The sequence below is a fragment of the candidate division WOR-3 bacterium genome, assembly GCA_029858255.1.
GTDB lineage: Bacteria > Hydrothermota > Tepidihabitantia > SM23-42 > SM23-42 > SM23-42.
The window spans coordinates 1-25,500 of record JAOUFJ010000023.1 but is presented as its reverse complement, the minus strand read 5'-3'; the positions used below and the strand labels follow the sequence as shown (position 1 = coordinate 25,500).

Here is a 25,500-nt window from a genome sequence, read left to right as displayed (position 1 = left end):
GTACCCCCTTTATTTTCTTTAATTTGGATTACCTACGCCCTATAGCATAGTCATTTTCCTTACGTTGTCAACATCCAGAAAATCGTGGGATAATTGACATAGCCTTTAAAATGTCGATAATATCAAATGCCGCGCGGGAACCGTTCTGTCGGAATCGTCTTCGATATCATCAAATACGCAATACACGACGGACCAGGCATCAGGACGACCGTTTTCCTGAAAGGCTGTCCACTCACGTGTTTGTGGTGCCAGAACCCGGAGAGTCAGAAAAAAGAGCCCGAAATAGTCAACGATGTGCAGGGGCGTAAATATTCAAGCATTTTCTTTGCCAAAGACAAGAATACCATCGGACATGAAGTCACGGTTGAACAGGTCATGTCCGAGGTAAAGAAGGATGCGATTTTCTACGAACATTCAGGAGGCGGTGTGACTTTTTCAGGCGGTGAGCCTCTCATGCAGCCGGATTTTCTGCTCTGCCTTCTGAGGGAATGCAAGAAACAAGGTATACATACGGTAGTAGACACATCAGGGCAGGCACCCTGGTCGACATTCAAGCACATCATTAGATATACTGATCTTTTCCTCTACGACCTCAAGCTGATGGACGATAGTGAACACAAAAAACATACCGGCGTGGGTACTGAGTTGATTCTCAAAAACCTCCAGAAACTCGCCATGGGAGGCGCGCCAATTGTGATTCGCTTTCCATTGATTCCGGGCATCACCGACAAACCTGATAACGTGCGGGCCATCGGTTCATTTTTGAGGGATTTAAAGCATGTTGATACTTTACATATATTGCCGTATAATTATCTCTGCAAGGACAAATATAGAAGAATGGGAAAAAAATATTCACTTAAAGATTTAGCGCCACCATCGAACAATGCTCTGCGTGCAATTGGCAAGAGATTCAAGGATTATGGTTTACAGATCAGGATAAGGGGTATGGAGTGAATGAGAGAATAGCGAAGCTCAGGGATAAGAGTCTGAACATCAAACCGTATGTGTCGGCTGAGCGCGCCTGCCTGATCACTGAATTTTATGAGAAGGGTAATGCGGAACGGGTTTCAATACCGGTTGCGAGGGCGCTTGCTTTTGAGTATATACTGAGGCATAAGAAAATATTCATTGACGACGGTGAACTCATCGTAGGTGAGAGGGGTCCTGCGCCGCGCGCGACACCTACATACCCAGAGATATGCATTCACAGTCTTGATGATCTTGATATTCTGGATTCACGGGAAAAAGTCGCATTCCGCGTCAGTAAGCGCACGCGGGATATCTATGAGGAGCGCATAATTCCGTTTTGGCGAGGTCGTTCAATACGGGAACATATTTTTCAAGAGACCGATAAAGACTGGCAGCAAGCTTACGCGGCAGGAGTTTTTACGGAATTTATGGAGCAGCGAGCTCCTGGTCACACGGTTCTCGACGACAAGATATACAGGTATGGGTTCTTGGATTTCAAGGTCAGAATCCGGGAAGGAATTCTTGCACTGGATTTCTATAATGATGCCGAGGCATTTGACAAACGTGAAGAACTCAGAGCGATGTCCGTTGCTATTGATGCTTTGATGGAGTTTGCACACCGCCATGCATGGAGGCTCGGGCAGTTAAGCAAAAAGACCAGATCGCTGGCCCGAAGGAAGGAGCTGAAGGAAATGGCAGGGATGTGTGACTGGGTACCGGGTCATGCGCCGCGTACTTTTTGGGAAGCGCTGCAGTACTACTGGTTCGTTCACCTTGGAGTGATCACCGAATTCAATACCTGGGATTCGTTCAACCCGGGAAGGTTAGACCAACATCTGTATCCTTTCTACAAGAGAGATATTGCGTCCGGGATACTGACCAAAGAACGGGCACGTGAGTTGCTCCAGGCATTCTGGATCAAATTCAATAATCAGCCCGCCCCGCCCAAGGTTGGTGTGACGGCGCAAGAAAGCAATACCTATACTGATTTCTGCTTGATCAATTTGGGAGGTTTGAAACCAGACGGGTCCAACGGTGTGAACGAGCTGTCATATCTAATCCTTGATGTTATTGAAGAAATGCGAATATTGCAGCCGAGTTCCATGTTACAGGTGAGCCACAAGAGTCCAGACAAGTTTTTGGAACGGGCACTCAAGATAGTCAGAACCGGATTCGGGCAACCGTCGATTTTCAATGCTGATGAGATAGTTCAGGAATTACTCAGGCAGGGGAAATCGGTCGTTGACGCGCGTAATGGCGGCGCAAGCGGGTGTGTAGAGACCGGCGCTTTTGGCAAGGAGAGTTATATTCTAACTGGTTACTTCAACCTCGTCAAAATTCTTGAGATCACGCTCAATAATGGTAAAGACCCGTTGACCGGCAAAAAACTTGGATTGCACACTGGCGATCCAGTACGGTTCAAAACGTTTGATGGGTTATTCTCGGCGTACAGAAAGCAGCTGGATCATTTCATTGATATCAAGATAAAGGCTAATCTTATCATCGAGCGTATATACGCGAAGTACATGCCAGCCGTATTCTTGTCGACAGTGATCGACGATTGTATTGCCGAAGGTAAAGACTACCATAATGGCGGTGCTCGCTATAATACTTCTTATATTCAAGGTGTAGGACTGGGAAGCATCACTGATTCACTGACCGCGATCAAGTTCCATGTGTTCGACAAGAAAGATATCAGCATGCGCAGGTTGTTGACTGCACTGCGTAATGATTTCAAGGGTTTTGATTTGGTTCGTGGAAAATTATGGGATGATACTCCCAAATACGGAAATGACGATGACTATGCAGATTCGATCATGAAACGGGTTTTCGATATCTTCTTCGAGTCGGTCGATGGCAGGCCCAATACGAAAGGTGGACATTTCAGGATCAATCTTTTACCAACGACCGTACATGTTTATTTCGGGAGCAAGGTCGGTGCAACACCCGATGGCCGCAGAGCGTGCACCCCGCTTTCCGAGGGTATTTCTCCGGTGCAGGGTACGGATAAGAACGGGCCCACATCGGTCATCAAATCCGCGGCGAAAATCGACCATATCCGAACCGGCGGAACGCTGCTCAACCAGAAATTCACACCGCAATTACTCGCAGACGCGGAGGGATTGAAAAACCTTGCAGCGTTGATACGTGCTTATTTCAGTATGAACGGTCATCATATTCAATTCAATGTCGTCACCACCGAGACGCTGAAGAAAGCTCAAAAAGATCCGGAGAAGTATCGTGATCTCATCGTTAGGGTGGCGGGATATAGTGACTATTTTGTCGATTTAGGCAAAGACCTTCAGGATGAAATAATCCGGCGGACCGAGCACGGACGGTAACCCTCGCGGAATTCTTTTATCTGTTCAATCGGACGAAAAAGCAAAAGGAGTCCAACGGCAGAGAAAAATACTGCCAGAGATTACTCCCCGCTCTGATCTGCCACCAATATGCAGCAGTGTCTTCAACCAGAAAACTGTATGAAGTATTGTAGATATTGCTGCTGTCAATGAGTAGGGTATCCATGAAGATTTTTGCTTCATAGAATTCTTCGTCAGATACAGTATCCCACTTCAGTTCGACGAAAGAAGGTAGTGAATCTACAGTGATCATTGAGTAATTCGCGGGAAATAATAACTCGGGGCCGGATGGCCGCCAGCGCGCCTCAAAGAACCATCGCTCAGACCAGTCGGTCATTGCCTCCCACCGTGAATTTCCAGCACGCACACGCCAGTTATATTCACACAATCTTGTTTCATCGTCATGGATTATGAGAAACCAGGAGTTATCCTGGCAGTGTATGATGTTCGGCGGCAGGCCGTCAGTCACGAGTTCCAGTTCGTAGATCTCGGCATTCTCGACAATATCCCAGAACAGCTCCACCTCGATGAAGAATGACGTTCCGGGCATCGCATCGGGGTCCATAAAGACATAGTGATTTGCAGGGCTCAACAGATGGGGTGGTTCGGGCGGCGGGTATAATGTATCAATTGGTGGTTCGTATTCGGATGGGTCTTTACAGCCGTTAGGCGAATACACAAGCAGCATTGAACACAGAGCGACCATTAAGAGTGTTGCTCTGGTGGTTTTTTCTACTTTGTACATTTTTCCCTCCACAGAAACACGCGCAAGGTTATTATAATGTCCTAACGTCAAAGTGCAAGACCATCATAATATACTTATGACAATCTTTCTTGCTGATTTCTCACATTACTGCTCACAGCGAACGAGGGAGTTGAGAACGCCGTATGATTCTGCCATATTCCAGCAGTACTTGTGGACCTGGCAGCACTGCGCTGGCGTTCTACAACCAAATATGATGTCTATCTTCATTGAACCTTGACAGCGAAACCCTCCGTTCTATAATATGTCAGAAGTGGAGTGTGGGTAGCTTTCACCGCAATATACTTTGTATGTGTATTTTTCTCCCGGCTATTCCTGCAGGCTGGCACCAGACCGTCAGTGATTTGTGAGCGCTGTGTGAGAGCGGTAATTATAGTTGAATAGGGCAGTCGTAGAGGAGTCTCTGCCCTGGGGGATGGATCAGGAGTGGAACATGAGTAGCTTATTGCTTGCTGCATTGTTACTTAATACTGCCGGAGGTAAGATCCAGGGTATTGTCAGAGACGAAGATTCAGGTGAGCCCATACCGTATTCAAATATCATCATTCTGGAAAACAAGATAGGTACACAGACCGGTGAAGATGGCGATTTTTTCATTGTTAACGTTGCTTCTGGTGCCTACACGATAGAAGTCTCCAGTATTGGATATCAGACAAAGATTATCTCCGGCGTATTTGTTGAAACCAACCAGATCGCTCGTCTGGAAGTGACCCTCAAACAGTCCCCGATTCAGATTCCTGCCGTGACCGTGGTAGGTGTATCACCCGTTGTGAGCAAGGAAATGACGGGCACCACATACATAATCAGACAGACAGAACTTGCAGCATTGCCAGTAGACTATGCGATTGATTTTATCGCTTTTCAACCGTCGGTGGCTCGCTTCGACACTACCCTGCACGTGCGTGGCGGCCGGGCAACTGAGGTATTGTATCTTGTGGATAACGTGTCGATCATAGATCCTCACACGGGTGATCCCGTGATCGGCATTCCTAAGGGTGTTGTTAACGAGGTTATCTTCTTGCCCGGCGGTTTCGATGTTGAATACGGCAGGGCAATGTCGGGCGTTGTGAACATGATCTCTGAGCGTCCAGGGGACAAGATTCGTGCCAAAGTGTACCATAAGACCGAAACGATCATGCCCTTACACTATGACTTTGGCTACCAGAATTATCAGGCAACGGTACACGTGCCGGTTTCTGAGAGATCCAAGGGACTGCTATCGTTCGATATGATGCACACGAATGATTGGAATCCAAGGCTTTTTGCTTTGCCGCACAAAGAACGTGATGACTATACACTCTATGGGAAATGGTTGTTCGCTCCGTCAGGAAAGTGGAGACTGTCATTGAGTGGGGCGAAGTCGCGGTTTCAATTCGATCGTTACGATACAAAATGGAAATTTAACTTAAGCCGCTACCGGTCTGATTTGAATGAAGGAGACCTGCAAGTTGTGAATCTGGATTTACTGCCGGATGCGCACAAGTACTTCACAGTGACTCTCAGCAGGCTGCATGCAAACAAGACGTACGGGGTCAGAGAAAGGGGTTCCTACGGTATTTTTGAGGATTTTGCTTTCAAGGATTACGGGACACTACAGTGGCCAGAGTTCAGTGTCAGAAATCCTTACGGGGCCAATTACTACATTCTGGGATTTATCCCATATTACGCATATCCTGTGACTTCTGGTGATTTTCCAGAATATCGTGATATGTCTTCGAATGTGATGACCGTGCGGGGTCAGGCGAACATACAAGCTAATCGATATCAGGAGATCAAGGCCGGGTTTGAATATTCCACCTTGGAATTCGGCTGTTTTAATCACTTTGTTCCCAGTAAATACATTTTCTCTGGTGATACTGGCGTTCTTATTGATGAGTACCGGTATTATCCAAAAGAGTATTCGATCTACCTCCAGGATAACATCGATTACAGAGGTATGTACGCAAAAATTGGCTGCAGGTTAGAGCGTTACGTCATGAACATGGACGACGTTGAACCGAAAATAATGATCTCGCCGCGGCTTGGGTTTTCATTCATGGTGACCGACAGGTTTCTTTTCAGGACAAACGTCGGTGTGTATGTTCAACCGCCGCTTTATGATTATGTGTACAGGTACCACAATATCTTACCGATCCCTGATTACTTTGACAGATACTTGCCGTTGATCGGTAACCCAGCTCTCGGGCCGGAGAAGACGGTGAGCTACGAAATCGGCTTGCAGGGAATGGTAAATGACAATCTGGGGACGACGGTCAACATATTCTACAAAGATGTCAACGATCTCATCGGTACGCGTTTTATTGCAGCCGTACCTCAGGATCACATACGGTATGAGAACATAGAGTACGGCAATATTAGAGGCCTTGAGGCGATCGTAGAAATCACCTATCCTATTTTCTCGGGACGAATATCCTATACGCTGTCGTGGGCTCGTGGCACAAGTTCTTATGCTGAGGAGGTGTATGATATTCTCGATTGGTATGAAGATTACACCACAATAACCTACATCCCAGAAGAGTATTATCTCGATTTTGATCAGCGCCACAGGATATTCGTTCAGGGCACAGCCAATTTACCCCTGCAAACAAACTTACACCTATTTGGTTACTTCGGGACCGGTTTTCCATATACACCTTGGGGTGAAGAGGGAAAAACCGAAGAGCGGAACGTATTGCGCTTTGAATTTCAGAAACAATTGGATTGTGTGTTGAGCAAAACATTTCAGATCGGCAGCATCGCTTTGAATATTAACCTGGAGGTAATCAATGTCCTGGGTGAAAGGTTCCAGATCAGGACGCATGGTCCATTGATCAACTGGAGAGATATTCATTACATAGAATTTTTCCGCCAATATTATGAACACATCTATGATATTCCGAACAAGAACTACAGTCCTTCGGCAGACATGAACCACGATGGATTGGTCACCGCCAGGGAACAGTATGATGCCTTCATTGGCCTTGTCGCTGAATCTGATGATTATGTCAATGCATATAGCGCACCCCGCAGGGCAAGGCTAGGTATTTCTTTTGCATTTTAAATTTTGGAGGGTATATGAAATCAATCTTTGATGGCACTATTCAGAATCTTGCGTTGGTATTCGCTGTTACTGTGTTTCTTGCAGTCGCAGGCTGTATGGACCCGGATGAGTATAAGCCGGAGGGGCCGCCAGAAAAGACCGAACCACCAGATGGCCCTAGTGTGTTGTTGCCTGTGCAGGACGCAACGTTTCGTTGCGAATACTACTATACAGTGATGCTTGATTGGACCGGCGTGGACGGTGCTCAGGGATACGAATTCCAGGTAAATACCGATTCAACATTTTCTTCAGCCTTTCCATATCAAGGGTTTTTTCCGCCGTATACCTTTCAAGCGGTGTGCTTCCCCCCGATCACAACGTACTACTTCAGGGTGCGGGCCTACAGTGATGCGTGGACTTGGTATACTGACTGGTCAGATACGCGGCGATTCCATCTTGTTCCGGTACAAGATGATACGATATTCAACTAGCAAAGACGGGTGGGTAAGGTGGGGAGAATAGCATAGTCTATCCCGTGGAGGACCCGTGAAAAAGAGCAAGATGTTTTTGTTGCTGTTTCTGGTTTCAACACTATCCTGGGCTGAGGAAAACGGGATGGTGCCGTTGAGTGATGGGATTCGCGAAATGTCAGCTTGTGGGCAAATTCCAAGAATTGTGAGGGCAGTCCCGGATACAGTCATTGGTGATGTCATCTTTGAGATGGATGTTCAGACACCGACCGGCGACTTTCAACTTCTTGGTGTTGAGTTCGATGGTACATATTTCTACGTTACGGGTGCCAATAGTGGATGGCATCCAAACAAAGTGTATGTCATTGATACACTCGGGAATGTGATGCTAGTTCTGGATCAACCAGATCTTCCTGACTATTGGGGTTGGCGCGATCTTGCATGGGACGGTGTCTATGCAGGGTCAGATGGGATTGACACTCTGTATGGCAGTTACGGCACTATGGTCCACAAATTCGGTATCAGATTCTTGGACAGTACGCTCGTCCATTATGGGTCTTTCCAAGGTCCAGCTCATCCGCTCAATCGCGCACTCGCGTATATGGAAGACAGTGCTTGGTTCTTTACGAGCAGCGGCGATACGCTAGGGTACAACCACAAGTTCAGCAAAACCGATCTCCATATTGATTCATGTATTAGTGGCTGGTTCATGTACGGTGCGGCGTACGATAGTGATGTATCAGAGGGAGGGTATGTTTGGTGGCATTCCCAGGATAGTACCGGAACACCCTTTTATTGTCTTATCGAACAAATGGACGCGCTGACTATGAATTATACTGGTATCGTCTTCGATTACGTGCCAACAATAATCAACAGTGGTATTGCCGGAGGCCTGTGTTTCTATGAGGGTTTCAGGGGTATGGATGTTCTTTTTGCCCTGGTGCAAGGTGATCCAGTAGACATTATCGTAGGTATTTATGTGAGATCTCATCAGCCCGGCATCGCCGAAGGATATGATGTTACATATCTTGCTTCGCAGAATGCTATTTCCATTTGGCCAAGTCCGTCCAATGGCCAAGTTACGATATCGTACTCGATTATGACGCCGGGCAAGGCATCACTTCGTATTTATGATAAGAATGGGTGTCTGGTCAGAATACTGAAAGACGAGAACGATATTGCCGGTGCAAAGATGACAGATTGGGATGGCAGAGACGAACAGGGCTGCATAGTGCCGTCTGGCGTATATTTCGCGGAACTCGAGACGCAGAACCGGTGCGAAGCATCCAAAATGATTCTATTAAAGTAGTGCCTATTTTCGGAGTAATTGAGAATCAAGTAATATAGTGTGCTGCCGAAGGTCGAATTTCGAATTGTCTTTGGTCTTAATCGGGTTGTTTGAAACCCTTTTCTCTCAACTGGTTCCTGCCAGCCTTTTTCGCTTTGTAGAGGGCTTGGTCCGCGAGCTTGAGAACCTCCAGGGTACTTTCCATGTCTTTGTGAAACTGGGTCAGACCAATGCTGCACGTGATCTGAAATTTCGCGGCGCCGTCAACGGAAAATACTTTTTCGGCGATCTCCTTGCGTATCTTTGTTGCCACTGCCCTTGCTTTTGACACTGTTGTATTCGTTAACGCCACGCAAAACTCATCCCCGCCGTAGCGCGCAATGATATCGCTTGAGTGCAAGTGTCTTTTGATCATTTCGGCTGTCGTCAAGAGTACGTGGTCGCCAACTAGATGGCCGTAGGTATCATTGATACGCTTGAATTCGTCGAGGTCGAGGATCATGACACTCAGCGGCGAATCAGAGTGAACGGCCCGTTGTGCCTCAGACGTGAGTTCTTCCATAAAGTGGCGATGGTTGTTCAAACCGGTGAGTGCATCTGTTCGTGCCAGGATTTCCAGCTTATTCTGCTGTTGTTCAATATGCTTTCGGTGAAGGTTCAGTTGATCAACCATCTGGTTGAATGTGTCTGCAAGTTCACCGATTTCATTCTTCGATTGAATGTCCACTTTGAAAGTAAAGTTTCTGTTAGCTACCTGGCGTACGCCGTAGATCAATTTGGCGATCGAACGAGTGATGTAGCGCGAAATCAGAAAAGCGAGAAGAACAGCAAAGCAGAGGGATAAGACGCCAACCAGAATAGATAGTCTTCTCATCCTTCCCAGATTCCAGTATACAGTATCGTAGGGCTGCTGAATGAACACTGCCCAGGAAAGTTGGGGGATGCTGATGAGGGCGCCGAGCATTTTGCCCTTTTCCTTATCCGTATAATTACGGGTGGCAATGAAATCGCCACCAAAGAAAAGGTCATCTGCCTCTGAATCCGCCATTATGAATCCTTGACTCAGGACACTTGCGAGAAACTCCTGCCGTCGTTCATCCAAGGGAAGGATAATGTTGCCGGTTCTATCAAAAACACAGACCAGGTCATCTGAACCGAGTCTCGATAGAGAAATGTCCTTTATGTACGCGGAGATTGGAGAAAGGTCCATTTCAGTATATAGATAAGCAAAAATCTTGTTTCGGCGCCACCAGGGGAGTAGAATCCCTAGTTTGCCTGTGCTGCTATCTCCTTTGACCAGACCATAATGCCGGCCTTGCTCAACCGCGGTGTGACGTATATTCTCAGGAAGTTCGTCAGGAACAGCAACCGGGCCTGAAGAGATGACGTCCTGTTTTCTTCCACGTTCATCGAACACAGCGATGAAGTTGACTGATTCGAGTACCATTATTGCCTTTGCCATTTCAACCTTGTCTTCAGTCGAAAAACTAGGGCTGCTGAATACGTTTATTATTTGATCTACGGCATTTTCAAATCCATCAAACTCGTCGGAAATCCTATAAGCAACGTTCTCTGCAACGGAAACAGCATACTCACGGGCCGAGCGTCTGAGTGCATCGGCGTTGACGTTTAGCAGCGCATAGGTGATGCTTAAAACGGCAACGGCAGCAATAGCTATCGTGGTTATGGCTATTTCCTGAAATGTGGTTCGCCTCCTGATCATTTAGCTTCCCCCCCTACAAAACATTCTCTAATGCTGCTCATAGCATCCTGTCCTGAATTCCAAATCCTATCCTTGTGAACGTTTTGGTATTATCTGAATCATTGCTATCTCTGAAGACATGCATGTAGTCGGCATGCAGATTCAGGTACCAACGCCCTCCGATATGGAACCAGCCGCCTGCACCGAAGCCAATTGTTGGATCAAAGGTTGCACCGCTGTAATTGATGATCCCGGGGTGTGTTTGACGTGCCATGCTCATTTGTGACCAAGCGAAACCTGATTGGATATGCAAGAACGGCGATACTCGTCCCACGTAGAAATTCTTCCTGAGACCAATCTCAATCGCGACGATGTCTGTCATATTGAGTATATCACCAGTTTTTCCATTACTCATCGCGATTGAGGCGCTCGTAAAAAGACTAACGCTGGGCCAAAGCATTCTAGACAGCCTAACACCGTACCAGAAGCCCTTCTCTGGTCCAGCAACTTTATCGTTAGTGACTAAACACATACCCGCATTGATTCCCGTTACAAACATAGGATTGCCCGGAATCCTACAACTTTTTTCTGTAATATTTCCGGCGGGGTCAATTGCGCGGGCTATAACGTGATCGTGGTATTGATCTCCGGGTAATGTATAAGAGAAAGAGCCGTCGGTATCTGTTTTGATTTCTTCATCATCTATGAATAACTCTGCATCTACTTCTGTACGACCGGAAGCGATCAGACTGTTTTTCTGAATACCTCTCGAAATCGCGATTTCAAGCTGCGGCTTCAGCGTGTCGACCTCGACGACGAATGTCCAATAGTCCGTAAAATCGCCTTCCAGACTATCTGTGTTGATTCCGCTCACGCGCCAGTAATAAAGATTTTCCGCCAACGCAGTGACCAGCGATTCACTTGCAGCATAGGCGTCGAAGGCTATCTGCTCGAACAAAGAATCCTCGGCAACTTGCAGATGGGAAAGTACTCCACTCGGTTGCCAGACGAAGGTTATTTCATTCGGGTAATACTTAGTTTCGTTCATCCCCGGAGAAACAAGCGTTGGTGCTGCAGGTGGGATACCCAGTTCGCCGGTTACACCTTCGCTGTCTTTGGCAGTGTCTGCTGGAGTTTGCTGCACAGGTTCTCGACCCAAGTCTGTTACCTCAGCATTCCGTTGGTAAACAACCACGAGGTCTTCGAGTTTTTCGGCCACCACCGTATCTTGTATCTGAGATGCAAGTTCTTTGTCGGCTTTCGTGCTTGTACCTGTCGCTGTTTGCGTGGTTGCATCCTCCAATAGTGATGTCAGACTGCCCTCCTGTAGTTTGAGATTTCTCAGAAGCGGTTCTTCCTTTCGCCGCAGGCTCAGGCTGTGGATGATAACCATGGCATCTTCATCCATTCTCAGCATGCCTTTACCCGGATATAAGATATTGGCACTCGATTTCTTACCCGTGGTGACCTTATAACCATGGTAGAGATAGTAGTCGGGCAGCGGATCGAGCCAATTGGGCCTCAATGCTGGAGGTTGTACCTTGACATCATTCTTTAGCAATGTGAGGATAGCATCTGGTCGACGAACAACGACGTCTACCCATTGAGCTTCGGTTTCTGTTCTCTGGATCAATGATCGAGTTGTTGTGTAGCCCGGAGTTTGAATCCTGTCGGCCAATACGGCGAAATTGTCCGCTAAGTAACTCTTAACCCGCTCCGCCATTTCTCCGGATGTATCAACATTGGGCGCAGTCCGACCATAGGTATAGCCATACACGTCGATCATAAGATTTGGTTCGGCGTGCATTTTGTTTGCAACTATTTTTAGCACTGTTTCTGATTCTCGGGTGAGAGTGGTATCGGTCATGTCAAAATACACCCTTCCGAGGTGTAGTGTCTCAGTCTCGGGGCTGGACAACGTAAAAAGAAAGATAATAATAGCCAATATTTCGCTCACTCCTTCGTTATTTAAGTACCATAGTAGTCCTCAGCCACTTACAGGCATTCAATAAATCCGTAACAAATGGTTTTATTACTGTTGCTTCCCAAATAAGATGGGTAGGCTCCGCCAAGCCTTCGTATCTATTAACTAATTATATTTCAAATTTGCATATTGTCAATACTTAAGTCTAACATGCACTTTGATCGAAGGGAAGGCTGATCCAGTCTTATTCAGCTGTCTCTCCGGCTCTCTGGAGTGCGGTTTTAGAGAATATCGGCCCGATGATCTCATGTACCACAGTCGCGCCGATGATGATGCTAATAATCGTGTTCGAAATGGAATCGAAGGCAGGATTTTGTTTCAGAATTAGTGCCAGTCCGATAACGATACCCCCTTGCGGGATCAATCCTCCGGCAGCGTATTTTCTTACACTGGCGGACGATCTCGAAACGGCTGCACCGGCCGCGGTTCCCAAAAACTTGCCGGCAGTTCTGAACCCTACGAACAAAACAACAAGAAGAATTGATCGTGCCAGAACAGAGAATTGAAGGTGCATGCCGCTTATAGTGAAGAAGAGTACAAAGATCAATTCTTCTGTGTAGCGCTCCAGTATCTTGAATATCTTTTCTCGGTTTGGATTAAAATTGACAACGACAATGCCCATTGTCATCGTAGCAAGAAGTTCGTCAGCTCCCAGCACTTTGGATACGCCAAAACAAAGCGATAAGATACTCAGTATCAAAACGATAAAAACACCTTCGGTTTCTCTTTTTATCAAGTTATTGATAAAATTGAAAATGAATCCGAATGCTATTCCTAAAATCACTGCTCCGAAAATAACTATTAAGGGATAAAAAATGGCAGATTGCAGGGAGAATTTAGTATGTTCAATTAGTATCAATGCCAATGCTGTAGCAATACTGTAATTGACGATACCAAGTGCATCGTCAAAAGCAGCAACTCCCATTATTGTCGATGAAACACTACCTTTTGCTTTGTATTGATGGATAACCGCAAGCGTGGCGGAAGGGTCTGTTGGCGAGGCAAGAGACCCGATCAGCATGCTCATCGGGAGATACACCGCCAATAACGTTGCGCCTTGTGAGTGATGTATCAAAGGGGTGAATATCAAGAAACCTATGGTGACTGTGAAAAAGGCAAATTCCGCTTCAAAGACAGTGATTGATGATATCGTTTTGCCAAGGGTCTTCACATGCGAGTAGAGGAGAGTACCGCCAACCGAGAAAGTGATAAAGGAAAGGGCGATGTTTGTTACAATGTCTGTATGCCCAATGAAATTTGCCGGCACTATTCCGAAAAGGCCCGGGTTCAATAGTATACCTGCCAGAATGTATCCGGTTACTTTGGGAAGTTTTATCCTGGTGGCTATTTCTCCAAAGATGAAGCCTGTGAAAACGATTATACCGACAAGTAGCGGAGATTGTATATTCATCTTACTTCACCTAGAATCTTATTCTTTCTCCATTACATTGAGTTCTCCGGGTTTTTCACCGAATGCAAGTTTGATGAAGTATCTGCCGTCGACGAGCAGGTAGACACCGATCACTAACGATAGAAATGCTCCCGTTATTACACCGATCATGTGGGGAATGCTGTAATAGTACAGATACCAACGCATAATCAATTCACCAACAGCTTTTACAAGATCGGGAATACCTCTGATCAGCCATATTAGACCGATGATTTTCATCGATAGCGAGAAAATACGCCTCTCCCAATCATCTGTGTGCGTCATTTGAATCTGAGTATCGTCACGAATTAGTTTTGCGGCAATACTGTCACCCCATTTCAGCAGCAAAAAGCCAAACAGAAAAGTGATTGTCGGAAATAGTATTGTTATGAAAAAATGCCACCTTACCGCATAACGGGCGTAATCACTGTCTTGTTGTCCCAACAACATACCGATTGCCATGCCGATGTTCGGGATCAGCACGACTGTGTACATTATGCAGACAACTCCGAGTATCTTAAATGAAATCGACAGAATATCTCGCTTGGTCGTTGTTGTTCCTCCTGCCTTTGTCCTTTCGTCTGAAGACTCAGAACAACTTGCTTATGCGTTCCGCGACCTCAGCGATCATCTGTTCCCGGTTTGGACTGCTCCAGATTACTATCCCTGATCCGCAGATTGTTCCGTCTTTGGATGTGCAGAATTTTTTCATCTTGTTGATCGCCTGATTCCCGCCGGTCCAGTTGAACCGCAGCTGTTTGGTTAAATACAGGGCAACCTTCTTGTTCTTTAATGATGGCAGCTGCTTTAGATACCTAGTCATGACCTGAGACAGGGAAAATGCCTGTACCGGGGCGCCGAATACTATCCTGTCATATTGTGCAACATCGGGCAGCGTTTCGAACTGTATATCTTTTTTCCCCGGCTTGAATTCACCGGCTATCTTAATCCTTTCAATATTCACTGAATGTCCGGCTGCGTCGAGTTTTTCTTTTATTTTTTCAGCAACCGAATAGGTGTTGCCTGTTTGTGACCATAGAATAATGCCAATGTTCATATATTACCCCTTTTTTCTCTCTCACTTCTGCAGTTACCAATTCGGTACATTATAGTGCTCGACACAGACGAGTCAAGGCGTATGCCCGTTTACAATGAACGCGGGAATTTCGAGGCTGTCCTCAGGGTGTCAACAAGGTCTTATGCCATTGTTGACATGGTTAGTTGCCCGTGTAGAATAAATGAGTATCAGAAAAAAGGGGGTAACAATGAAATTAAGCATACTCGATTGGATTGCACTCATTCTGTTGATCGTCGGCGGGTTAAACTGGGGGTTAGTTGGATTATTCGGCTTTGACCTGGTTGCTGCGATCTTTGGCCCGATGTCGATCATCTCACGTATCGTATACACACTGGTCGGTCTTTCTGCGATCTACCTGATATTCTTTGTGGCAAAACTGAAGAAGAAGTAACGAGGCGGAAGAATCAGGAATCAGAACTGGGGACAGGCATAAACTTTTGAACTTCCCGGTTGTATTGTATCGGGTCACAAAACTCATGCAAAAGTTTAAAAGTTTATGTCTGTCCCTAGTTGTCTTCTAGATCAAGTCGGTCGTAATCGTCTTTTGTTATTTCTGCCTTAACTTTGCCAGTGTGAGCAATCCCGGCGGGTTCGAACAATATTAGCTTGACATAGCCCTGAGGAATAACCCGGTGTTCCTTTCCGTGGGGGACAATACAAAACTCTCCTGGGCGCAGCGTCACTTTCTCGTCTCTCTCGTGGACGTCGAGGACTCCCTCTACCACGAAGAACATTTCATCTTCATTGTCGTGTGTATGCCACGGGACCTTGTCGCCTTCCAACCGTACGACCTTGACATGCTGCCCGTTAAGTTCTCCTACGATCTTCGGTGAGAATAGGTCATCGAACTTCCCGAAGCATTCATCGATATTAACAACTTTAGCCATATGCTACATCCTTTCGGTTAATGCCAGGATAACTACTATGCTCTGTTGATCTATCAAGAGCGCATTACTCCAATTTATTATATGTATTTTGGGCACGTCATTCAAGAAGATTCTTGAATATCGGATCCCTCGTAATTCCGTAATACTCATCATTTGACTTGCACGGTGATATATGATATACTTGTATGCTTAGAAGGAGAAAGAAGCATGGGAAAATCCGCTGGTAAAGAGATATGGGATTCAAGATGGTCAACATTGACGCCAGAAAGTGAAATTAGGATGTGGGATTTCTTCGGACTTAGGCACTGGATTCTGAAATACACCCCCCGGCATGGAAGCGTATTAGATGCAGGGTGTGGTTTAGGGCGAAATGTCTTTTACCTCACTGGACTGGGCATCGATTGTATCGGATTAGACCTCTCTGAAAAAGCAATGGCTAGAATACAAGAATATCGACAGAAGGGCAGGCTCAAAGGGAAATTCTGTCGCGGTGAGGTCAAATCTTTGCCATTCGCTGATAATTGTCTGTCCGGATATCTCTCGGGTGGAGTGATGGAGCATTTTGTAGAAGGACCGCAAATAGTACTGGCTGAGGCATTCAGAATCCTTCGTCCGGGCGGAATAGCGATCATTTCTACACCATCTCTCTCTTTTTCACAAGTCTTGCTGCAGACTAAGACCAAAATGAAAAGAAATATAACGAAGACTATGAGAAGGATTAAGGGATCACAGATTTCTCAGTATAAGTTTTTTCAATATTGGTATACACCCCGGAAATTGAAGAGCTTCATACAGAATGCAGGATTCAATGTTGTGATAGCAAAAGGAGCCGGTCTTCTTTATTCGTTTTATGAATTAGGTTACATTCCAGAGCGCAGTAGTCTTTTCAACAAGGCAATATCTAAGTTAGAAAATACATTTATCGCCAATATAGGTGCTCAGGCAATTACAATTTCGTATAAACCCGCGTCAGAAATGTATTGTTTTTTATGTGGAGAGTTAAAGGTTAAGGATGATGGTAAAATGAAAACCGCAGTTCCAATATGCGGTGAATGTTTGGACAAACCATACGCAAAATATTATATGGAATTTGATCGTCCTCAATTGCGGTATACCTATCTCGTAAACCCTGTCTTTAGCACAGACGATAGGGTTACGTGCGAGTATTGTGGGAGAGAATACAAAATTCATGAGATTTTTGAATGCTATGGGTTTGCGAGAAGGGTATGTCCAAGCTGTTTGAGGGACTCTAAGATAAATATAGAACTTTCTAATAGTTATGTGCAGCCAATTTGGCGGGAAAGAGGAAGGTGGTAGAAGGATATCCATAATGTTTGCTCTGAATCATCTGGTATTGTTGACTTGTCCCATATGGTTGCATAAAATCGGTGTGGAGGGATGCTGGATTTCCACTGAAGCAAAAACTTGAAGGGAGGTGATAAGGACTCATAGAAATGTTAACTGTAGGCTGAAAGCCTTGGTTGATTATTCTGAAGAACCGTTAACGAGAAACATGTGGAGGAGACCATGAACAAATTGTTCGTTATCTTGGCATTAGCTTGTGTTCTAGGGCTACATGCCTCAAATACTACCTATACAACGGAATTTGGAAAACAGTCGAAAAATACAAGTGACCGGCAAATAACACGAACATTATTTCACATTTGTGATTTTGAAATGCCAACGGAAAGATTCGTGCTGTTTTTCGAGGATTTTGAATCCGGAATGCCTGCCACCTGGCAAGTCATAGATGGCAATAGTGACGGCTTTACGTGGGAGGTTGGTACTACGGACGACCTTTTCTTCACTCCACCAAACTATGGTACAGCATATGCCTACTACTCAGATGATGATGCTGGAGTTTCAGCACCAGCCGGGACAGAATACCTTATATCACCCGCCGTGTCATGTGCAAGTATCGGTAACCTACGATTTAGCTATAGTTGGGCTTTTACTATTTTTGATCCTCCTATTGGCGCATCGTATATCAGATTCCATAATGGAAGTGCCTGGGGCAGCTGGAATCAATTGGCGACTTATTATGTTGATGCCGGTGCTGTGGATACATTTGATCTAACGGGTTATCTGCCTGCAGATTCTCTGCAGGTCCAATTCACCTATGAAGACCCAACAGGTGGCTGGGGTTGGGCATTCGGAATCGATAATGTACTCATAGAATCCCCGGCAGACCACGATGTTGGTATGGCTTCAATCGACATACCGGTAAATCTGCCAACTGACACTACATTTTTCCCTGAAGCGACGGTGAAGAACTACGGGTTGAATACCGAGAGCTTTGATGTTACTTGTGAGATCAATCCCGGTGCCTTTAGTTCAACTGTATCTGTATACAATCTTGACCCTGACAGTACAGAATCTGTCGTATTTCCTGATTCCTTCACCTTCGCAAGCGGGCTCTATACGGTGACTGTCTACACACAACTTGCAGGTGACGAGAATCTGTTAAATGACACGATGGTTGTTGAAGTGACGGTAACTGACTGGTTGATCTATGATGACGGATTTGCTTATGGTAACGCGTACTGGTTCGATCCGGGCAATGGTTGGGGTGTGCAATTCCCTGTAACTGAAGATTGGTGGGTCGATTCGATCGCGTGTTTTCTCCAGCCGGCCGGTGCTAACAGTGCCACTTTTAGAATATATGACGGTGCTTCTGCGCCCACAAATATGCGATGGGAGCTCGCTAATACGACGATACAGACTAATGTGTGGAACTATATTGGCGTCGACACAATGCAGACGTGGTTTACTGTTGGCAGCAATGTCTTTTTCATGTACTATCAGGTCGGGGCGGGGGGATACTGTCCGGCATTGTCCTTTGATTATGAGGCCGACTATCCTGATTACATGTGGTACAGTATCGGCGGCAGTTTCACTAACGGCACGGTCTGGGGCGGCGATTGGATGATGCGGATCCATATTACCAACCCTACCGGTGTGGGTGAGTGGGTTTCACTAACCCCGAACGAGGCAATTTTCAGAGTGCCTACGATCGTCAGCGGCAAAGCAAGTGTCGCTTTCTCGTTGCAACAAGCGACAGAGGTAGAACTCGCTGTGTACGATGCGGTCGGAAGGAAATGCATGACACTGATCAACGTCGATCTACCTGCCGGGGATTACCAGAATACCTTTCTACTAAACCTTCCAGCGGGAGTGTACTTCTACAGTCTGAAAACCGAGGCGGAAGCCAATATCGTCAGAAAATTCCTATTGGTGAGATAAGATTCCGTTGGGGACAGGCCTGGCATTTTGGACATTTGCTGATTGCGGCTTTTATCCAGGGACTAACAGAAATGTGTTGGTTTTATGTGAGATGCTGCAATAAAAGTTATAAAAGTGTATGCCTGTCCCCATGTATCATAGGTGACCCCATCGTCTTCTTTTGTAGAATCCCGCATCCATTATTTGCTTCATGATATTGCCGCCCAGGTTTCTCTTCACGGCATCTGGTTTGATAATTAATAATGTTCTTTCCATGGTCGAGTAGACACAGATCATTATGGTTGTCAATCATGAACGTTCTCAATAATACTTTCTATAAGAATTTTTTGAATTCAGTTCTTACCAGTAACCAAGTTTAATCGCCCGATGGGTCTTTGAGCGTGCGGTCCAGAAACCCTGACCATTACCTTTCACATTTCCTTCATCGCCGGGTAATAGACTAGCACCGTTACCGGCGATAATGAGCACACTTATGCCACCGTAGAAGTTTATTCTATCGCCAGGTATAATAATGGTTGAGGTATCAGTACAGATGATTGAAGTATCCCACATGAGTTGGTAAAGTGTATCAAAGCAGTTAATATCTAATTCATACCATTGTGCATATTGAGCGTGCTGCCAGCTGATCTCACAATCCTGACCCGGGGTTATCCATAAACTGGGGGGCTTGAATATTTTAAAAGGACCGGGCATCGAACAAACCGCAAATGCATCACCAAAATCAGATGTGATCTCTAACCAATATTCAATAGTCGCGGTCGTGATCTCTTTGGTAAAGATTATGCTGTTTCCTACAATAATGGGGTTGGTCAATACTTCACCATTCAGTCCTACGATTATTGAGTTCCAGGTAGTGTCCGATGAAATCTGAAGCGTTAATGTAGAATCATAGGTACCGAGGGTATCGATTGGAAAGTGGTGAGTGCGAAAAATAGTTGGTCCGCCATCAACATAATAGATGATCTTATCCTCTTCTTGGACACAACTGAAAACAATGACCATTAACATTATTATTGGAACAAATTTTTTCATGTCGTTCCTTATTTTATGAAAACAATTTTGGTTCCGGCTCCTCTTTTACCCTGCCGGATTGTCTTCACTTTTTGACCCAAAATATTGTATATATTAATGCTGAATTCCCTATTCTGTGTAATTCCTCCAGAATCCCGATTACTGGCATCGTTTCCTCCTCAATATCGCTATACGTTGACAGAATATAGCCATAGAAAGGCGCTTGTCAACATCTCAGTGTTTTATTCTGAAATTACCCATCATTAGGTCCATTTCAAGCCCTGTTGGCCCTTTGGGTGCTAGTTACCCCTATTTTAAGGAATGAAAGCGTTATAGAACAAAATACAGGACCTGGACAAAAAAGTGCTTCACAAAGCCTTATTTTTCAACACCTCCAGAGATGCCAAAATTCAGATTGAATTTGGGTGGTTCTCGCAGGGATATTCTCAGAGCATCTATATTTCTGACAGATTTATACCGTCTAGCAGGAAACTAGATTGCTTTGATTTGCTCAATATCAATAATGGTTGTTGAATCTTCGGTTTTGGTGTACGGTATGGTATTCCTTTGTAATGTTATGCCAAACCACGGATAAATCTGTGAAATTACATCGTAAGTAGTCGCTCCGACGTCAAAATCAGACATGTCAAATTATCATGTCACGCAGGCTTACTCTCAATTTCCTGTTTCTTAAGCCAATCGAGCAACTCTTGCTCAATCTCACGTCTTGTTTGTGATTTCCTGGTTTCAGAAGGCTGATTAAGATAGTCATCAATACTGGAAATGAAGAATGAATGCCCGAGGTTTCTCACACACGCTCTCAGATATTTCCTTACTGCAGAACCGCTACTTCGATTCTGTTCGATCCAGCTTGACGACAGAAACCAAATTGCATTGCACAGATACCTTAGAACACGCGAATCTTCAGTTGAATTTGCTATATTACTTAGTGCTTCAAGAAGTCCTGCGAAAAACGAAATATTTTTCAGTTTGAAATCTGTTACAATGTTGTTGGCTAGTTTATAGATTTGTGTGGGGAACTCCTTATGCCTTATTCTTCTTATGGGCATCATACTTAGCACCTCACAAAATCTTTCCATTGTAGTAACCATAATTTCGTCATTTTTATTGACTCTTCTAACCCAATATTTACCCAAATCATACATGTATTCATGGCAATATTCATGGACCCGATAATTAGTGCCTAAGGATATTTTGACCAATTTTACCATGCTATTTATCATTTCATAATATTCGTAACGGTCATTCATCAGTAACGCTTGTTTGGCATTATCGAAGCATGACTTAAGACCGACATTCAACCAGACGTTATTTTTCATACGTAAGAAATATGGGAGTATTAGAAATACAGATAGAATGCATAATGAAATCGACACATTCGTTCCTGATCCGTACCACCCAATTTTCAGAACGACTAACGGAACAATTATTCCAACAGCCATGATAATTGGATAGAGAGCGTTGAATTTATCTTTAAAGAAATCACCTAATAAGCGAGGTTCCTTATGAGAGACCTGTAACATAATCAAACTAATCGTAAATGTCATTCCGAGAAGTGCGGCAAGTCCTTGAGATATTGCACTCAGTACATAGCGTTCACCATCTATATTGATTCTCGTTGGCACCAGATACTCGATTACCAAGAATACGAATATTGTCAGATAGATGACAATATCTATCAACCACCGGTAATTCCCAATCCAATCTCTGATAAATTTCTTCACATTCATCCAATTCACCAGGTAATCGCAACTATTTCAGATTTGATTCTCTCAACTATGTTTCGTTCACCATCTGTTGAGTATTTCATAACTTTATTGACGCCATCGATTATGTTGCCAAATGAGCAAAACTTCGGAACCGCAATTTTGCCAAAACTATCGAGTTCATGAATTTCCTTTTTGAAACAGATTCTTTCCTTCTTGTATCATCTGTACATACTAGTCTATATCGTGATATTGTATCAATAACCCTTGGCATGTCAACACTATATGGTTATTAGAAATTCTTCATAGGAATTGGTCACTTATAGAATCTTGGCAGATTATTCTAAATATAGAAGTCTAATTCTAGGTTGATTGGATGATTTTCGCCGGTTGTCTTTCGTTGGGAAGATTTGTAAAGATGATCTCACCCTCCCCATTATCCCCTCCCATCCGAGGAAAAAAAACGACTAATTCCTTGGAAATTTTTGAACCAATACGTTATGAATACTAGCGGGAGGTTGTACGTCATAGCATTATGTAGTTGTCGGCGTGTCTCTCCCAGGTAAGACCAGATGGTTATACCCGTTACTACGGTAGGTAGTAGTCCATTGGTAGGTGCTTGACATCAAGAGGAGATAACTGATCGGTAGTTATCTCCGCATGAACAATATATGAGTTGATAATATTTGTTAACAATCAAAAAAAAACATCCTGTTGCATGTTTGTGGTCCATTAGTATAGTCAGAACATAGATTCGTTTCCGCAAAAGTAGAATTATGGGTTTCGAGTTGCGCCATAGTCAAGTGTCTGTTGCAGCTGGAAACCTACAAACGAGGTGATATTGGATTTGCGTGGAAAAATGCACGGGACGAGTATATCTTTAGTCACGAATCTACGGGCAGAGCACTATTTCATTATCGGTAGGATTGTCAAAAATATCGATCATAGATTGATAAATCTAAGTGGCGAGGTTAGAGCTAGTTCAATAGCCTTGTGGGGGATGTTCAACCCTATCGCCCACAAGGCGAACGCGGAATACTGTATGTGCCAATTTATAATAGTATAAGGAGGAACAATGAAGTATGTGCTTGTATCTTTGTTGATTTGTATAAAACTATCGTTTGGGGCATGGGGATATGTGGAACAACCGTCAGACACCGACTACATTAAGGCAGAAGTCACGCAAGGACTTGGTGGATATTGGCTCTGGGCTGTTGCTTACGATAATACGAACAATGAAGCGCTTATCCTTGGTTCTACTTACGGCCCACCATATAACTGGACGCGGTATTCAACACCCTTTGACGAGGATTACATATATACTGATGTAGTCGGTGGAGGATATGGACCAAGCATCTTTACTTTTGTTGTTGGTTATAAGAAAAATGAGCCCGAAAGACACAAGGGTTTGATCCTGCGGGGCGATGGGTATCAAGGATTTGATGATATTACTTCCAATATCCCCCCAGATTTCCCTTGTCAGCAATCGCCTACACCTTTTCTGTCAGTCTCATTAGACCCTTTTGATGTTGAGAAAGTCGTTATGACCGGTGGTTTTGGTGCTATCCTAATCTCAACAGATAATGGAGAAAACTGGAATTATACAGAAAGTCATCCAAATCCCGACTCCGATTCGCTACTATCTGACTGGTACTATTCGTCAGATTGGAGCGACGTAATATATCCTGCACCAATTCTGGTCTGTTGTGATAACTCCGGTCTGATTGCCATGAGTACCAACGATGGCGCAGACTGGGATGTAACTTACTACACGGAACCCTACACGATTACTGATTACGGGTCTCATAGTGGAAGACTAACGCCGCTGGACATACAAGATTACGCCTGTGGAATGTCCTTTGGGAATGTTGCAGTATGGAAGCAGAACCAAGAGGAAGGGCAGTGGGAGAAAGGAGCTATTGCTTTTGACAATAATGGTCAATCCCAGAAATGGTGGTGGTGGCATGGCGCCGCCTGTCATACTTATGGGGAGTATAACACGTTTCCTGCTCAATGGTTTGTCGGTGCTGATGGCGGTATTCTCCGTTGCGATAATGCAACCTTTGATCTCAACAATTGCCACTGGGAACGGCAACCAGAGAACGATAGTTTCTATAAGCTCAATACAGTTGATTTTGGCCTCTGCAACCCAATTGGGGAGCAATGGTGGAATCATGGGCATGCACTAGGTTCAAGGGGACGCAATTTGCACGCACAATTCAATTACGAACCTCCAGGCAACGTTCCATATCCGTCCATACCGGATACCCAGGTAGCACCAGGGGCGCCGGAGAACTTCACAATGGTATATGATGCTATCTATGCTGGCTATAGAATGCATTGGGATCCGCCACTAAATTACGATGCCGCAAAAGTTGGTGGCTACTGGATATGCCCTCCTGAAGACAACGTTGACATAGGTTTCATTGCGAACGTATCTCCAATTCCAAGAACCACATACTTTCTTGCGAGACCGGTCGGCTCATACCTGATTGCTGGTGCCTGTCCTATGCGACGTGATGGTCTGTGTGGCTCTTGGTCCAATTTCGAGTGGTGCTGCACAATCGATAAGCTGGTCGATGATGAAGCTACCGGCAAGAATAACGCACGGCGTCTGCTATATGGCAACAACACCACATGGTCTTTTTGGTCAAAGGATAAGGAGGTATACGTTGCGTATTCGGCCGACAGTGGTAAACACTGGACATACCGGGCGGCACAAGCTTCTTTAGGTAGCGGTTATTGGCCCGCAGCCGACCTTGGTAGTGATCACAATCCCGCAGTTTGTTGGGTTGAGAATGTTGTGAATGGTTCGCAGGTAACCGCGCGCATCTATTATCGCAATTATAATGGCAGTGAATGGAATAGTGCTCGAATAGTGAAGGAGGAAACTTTCACCGGCGTAGGCTATCTTTATCCTTCGGTTTCGGTAAGTGAGAACGGTAAACTACATATCGTATACGGCAAAGTCTACAATGATGAGCAAGACTGGCAACTGTGGTACGGTGAGTTTGCATTGGGTGATCCGGAATCTGTTGAGTGGTTCCTACTGGATGATCAATCGACGCAGCCGGCAGACCTGGGGAAGCTTCTGCCAACGATCGGGACTGATACAGATTATCAACCCATGGTTGTCTGGAATCGACCTAACTCAAGTACTTTCTACTTTGCCTGTCGCGATAGAGAAGGCGAGTGGCAATATAAGACCTTGAGCTTCACCGGCACAAATCCTTGTATTGAAGTGAAGGGGACCACTGCCTACGTTGTTTACGAGAACAATACGGATATCTGGTATTGCGTGGGCGGGACCGGTGGTTTTGGCAAGGCCAAGCGGATCTCGAATACGCCTGCCACTTCGTCGGCACCGGTTATTGCCAACAATGTCATTATCTGGGAGGAACATGCTGACGGCGACTACGAAATCTACTATTCATATCTCGGAGCCAATCTCAAATGGACCGCACCGGCCAAATTATTCGGCTATCCGTATCTGCCTGACCGTATGCCCCAGATTACCTGGGCATATCCGTTTGCGTTTGTTGACTGGACCCAGGGAGACACTTACAAGAT

Annotated in this window: 18 protein-coding genes and 1 pseudogene; 9 read left to right on the top strand and 10 right to left on the bottom strand. The window is 45.1% G+C overall.

Annotated features, from left to right (window positions below; genetic code table 11):
* Positions 1-126: 126 nt before the first annotated feature.
* Together OEV79_09435 and OEV79_09430 are read left to right on the top strand one after the other, a co-directional pair.
* Positions 127-954, top strand: a complete 828-nt coding sequence (locus tag OEV79_09435) for a glycyl-radical enzyme activating protein (protein MDH4211651.1) — start codon at positions 127-129, stop codon at positions 952-954.
* On the top strand, positions 951-3,311 hold the full coding sequence (locus OEV79_09430; protein ID MDH4211650.1) for a glycyl radical protein: 2,361 nt from the start codon (positions 951-953) through the stop codon (positions 3,309-3,311). The genes OEV79_09435 and OEV79_09430 overlap by 4 nt, the downstream gene beginning before the upstream one ends.
* Before the next feature lie 16 nt (positions 3,312-3,327).
* Here the strand turns inward: OEV79_09430 and OEV79_09425 are convergent, their stop codons facing one another.
* Positions 3,328-4,074, bottom strand: a complete 747-nt coding sequence (locus OEV79_09425) for a hypothetical protein (protein MDH4211649.1) — start codon at positions 4,072-4,074, stop codon at positions 3,328-3,330.
* A gap of 451 nt (positions 4,075-4,525) precedes the next feature.
* Here OEV79_09425 and OEV79_09420 point away from each other — a divergent pair, with 451 nt between their 5' ends.
* The 3 genes from OEV79_09420 to OEV79_09410 are packed head-to-tail and all read left to right on the top strand — an operon-like array spanning position 4,526 to position 8,890.
* Complete coding sequence (locus OEV79_09420; GenBank protein MDH4211648.1) at positions 4,526-7,132, top strand: TonB-dependent receptor; 2,607 nt, start codon at positions 4,526-4,528, stop codon at positions 7,130-7,132.
* Positions 7,133-7,146: 14 nt separating this feature from the next.
* Complete coding sequence (locus OEV79_09415) at positions 7,147-7,602, top strand: hypothetical protein (GenBank protein MDH4211647.1); 456 nt, start codon at positions 7,147-7,149, stop codon at positions 7,600-7,602.
* A gap of 55 nt (positions 7,603-7,657) precedes the next feature.
* On the top strand, positions 7,658-8,890 hold the full coding sequence (locus OEV79_09410) for a T9SS type A sorting domain-containing protein (GenBank protein ID MDH4211646.1): 1,233 nt from the start codon (positions 7,658-7,660) through the stop codon (positions 8,888-8,890).
* Between the two features lie 76 nt (positions 8,891-8,966).
* Here the strand turns inward: OEV79_09410 and OEV79_09405 are convergent, their stop codons facing one another.
* The 5 genes from OEV79_09405 to OEV79_09385 form a co-directional block, all read right to left on the bottom strand.
* Positions 8,967-10,592 carry a diguanylate cyclase gene (locus tag OEV79_09405; protein MDH4211645.1) on the bottom strand — a complete coding sequence of 542 codons (1,626 nt, stop codon included), beginning with the start codon at positions 10,590-10,592 and terminating at the stop codon, positions 8,967-8,969.
* Between the two features lie 37 nt (positions 10,593-10,629).
* The gene (locus OEV79_09400; protein ID MDH4211644.1) at positions 10,630-12,438 is read right to left on the bottom strand and encodes a hypothetical protein; all 1,809 of its coding nucleotides are present in this window, start codon (positions 12,436-12,438) and stop codon (positions 10,630-10,632) included.
* A 301-nt stretch (positions 12,439-12,739) separates the two neighbouring features.
* Positions 12,740-13,966 carry a cation:proton antiporter gene (locus OEV79_09395; GenBank protein ID MDH4211643.1) on the bottom strand — a complete coding sequence of 409 codons (1,227 nt, stop codon included), beginning with the start codon at positions 13,964-13,966 and terminating at the stop codon, positions 12,740-12,742.
* Positions 13,967-13,984: 18 nt separating this feature from the next.
* Entirely contained in the window at positions 13,985-14,479 is a 495-nt protein-coding gene (locus OEV79_09390; protein MDH4211642.1) for a hypothetical protein, read from the bottom strand.
* Between the two features lie 94 nt (positions 14,480-14,573).
* Positions 14,574-15,041, bottom strand: a complete 468-nt coding sequence (locus OEV79_09385) for a flavodoxin domain-containing protein (GenBank protein ID MDH4211641.1) — start codon at positions 15,039-15,041, stop codon at positions 14,574-14,576.
* 208 nt (positions 15,042-15,249) lie between these two features.
* Between OEV79_09385 and OEV79_09380 the strand changes: the two genes are divergently transcribed.
* A complete protein-coding gene (locus OEV79_09380; protein MDH4211640.1) occupies positions 15,250-15,453 on the top strand; it encodes a DUF378 domain-containing protein in 204 nt (67 codons plus the stop codon).
* Positions 15,454-15,568: 115 nt separating this feature from the next.
* On the opposite strand, the gene OEV79_09375 is transcribed toward OEV79_09380, so the two are convergent.
* Entirely contained in the window at positions 15,569-15,949 is a 381-nt protein-coding gene (locus tag OEV79_09375) for a cupin domain-containing protein (protein ID MDH4211639.1), read from the bottom strand.
* A 207-nt stretch (positions 15,950-16,156) separates the two neighbouring features.
* Between OEV79_09375 and OEV79_09370 the strand changes: the two genes are divergently transcribed.
* Positions 16,157-17,266 (top strand): methyltransferase domain-containing protein, encoded by a 1,110-nt coding sequence (locus OEV79_09370; protein ID MDH4211638.1) that lies wholly within the window; start codon positions 16,157-16,159, stop codon positions 17,264-17,266.
* Between the two features lie 360 nt (positions 17,267-17,626).
* Positions 17,627-19,192: a T9SS type A sorting domain-containing protein gene (locus OEV79_09365; protein ID MDH4211637.1), complete on the top strand. Its 1,566-nt coding sequence runs from the start codon at positions 17,627-17,629 to the stop codon at positions 19,190-19,192.
* 165 nt (positions 19,193-19,357) lie between these two features.
* On the opposite strand, the pseudogene OEV79_09360 reads toward OEV79_09365, so the two are convergent.
* The 3 genes and pseudogenes from OEV79_09360 to OEV79_09350 all read right to left on the bottom strand — a co-directional run bounded on the left by OEV79_09360 (position 19,358) and on the right by OEV79_09350 (position 21,948).
* Positions 19,358-19,447 (bottom strand): annotated as a pseudogene (locus OEV79_09360) (nucleoside-diphosphate kinase).
* Between the two features lie 84 nt (positions 19,448-19,531).
* A complete protein-coding gene (locus tag OEV79_09355; GenBank protein ID MDH4211636.1) occupies positions 19,532-20,224 on the bottom strand; it encodes a hypothetical protein in 693 nt (230 codons plus the stop codon).
* A 638-nt stretch (positions 20,225-20,862) separates the two neighbouring features.
* Entirely contained in the window at positions 20,863-21,948 is a 1,086-nt protein-coding gene (locus tag OEV79_09350; GenBank protein ID MDH4211635.1) for a hypothetical protein, read from the bottom strand.
* 1,057 nt (positions 21,949-23,005) lie between these two features.
* Here OEV79_09350 and OEV79_09345 point away from each other — a divergent pair.
* Positions 23,006-25,500 (top strand): hypothetical protein (locus OEV79_09345; protein ID MDH4211634.1); only part of this gene is annotated, 2,495 nt, incomplete at its 3' end.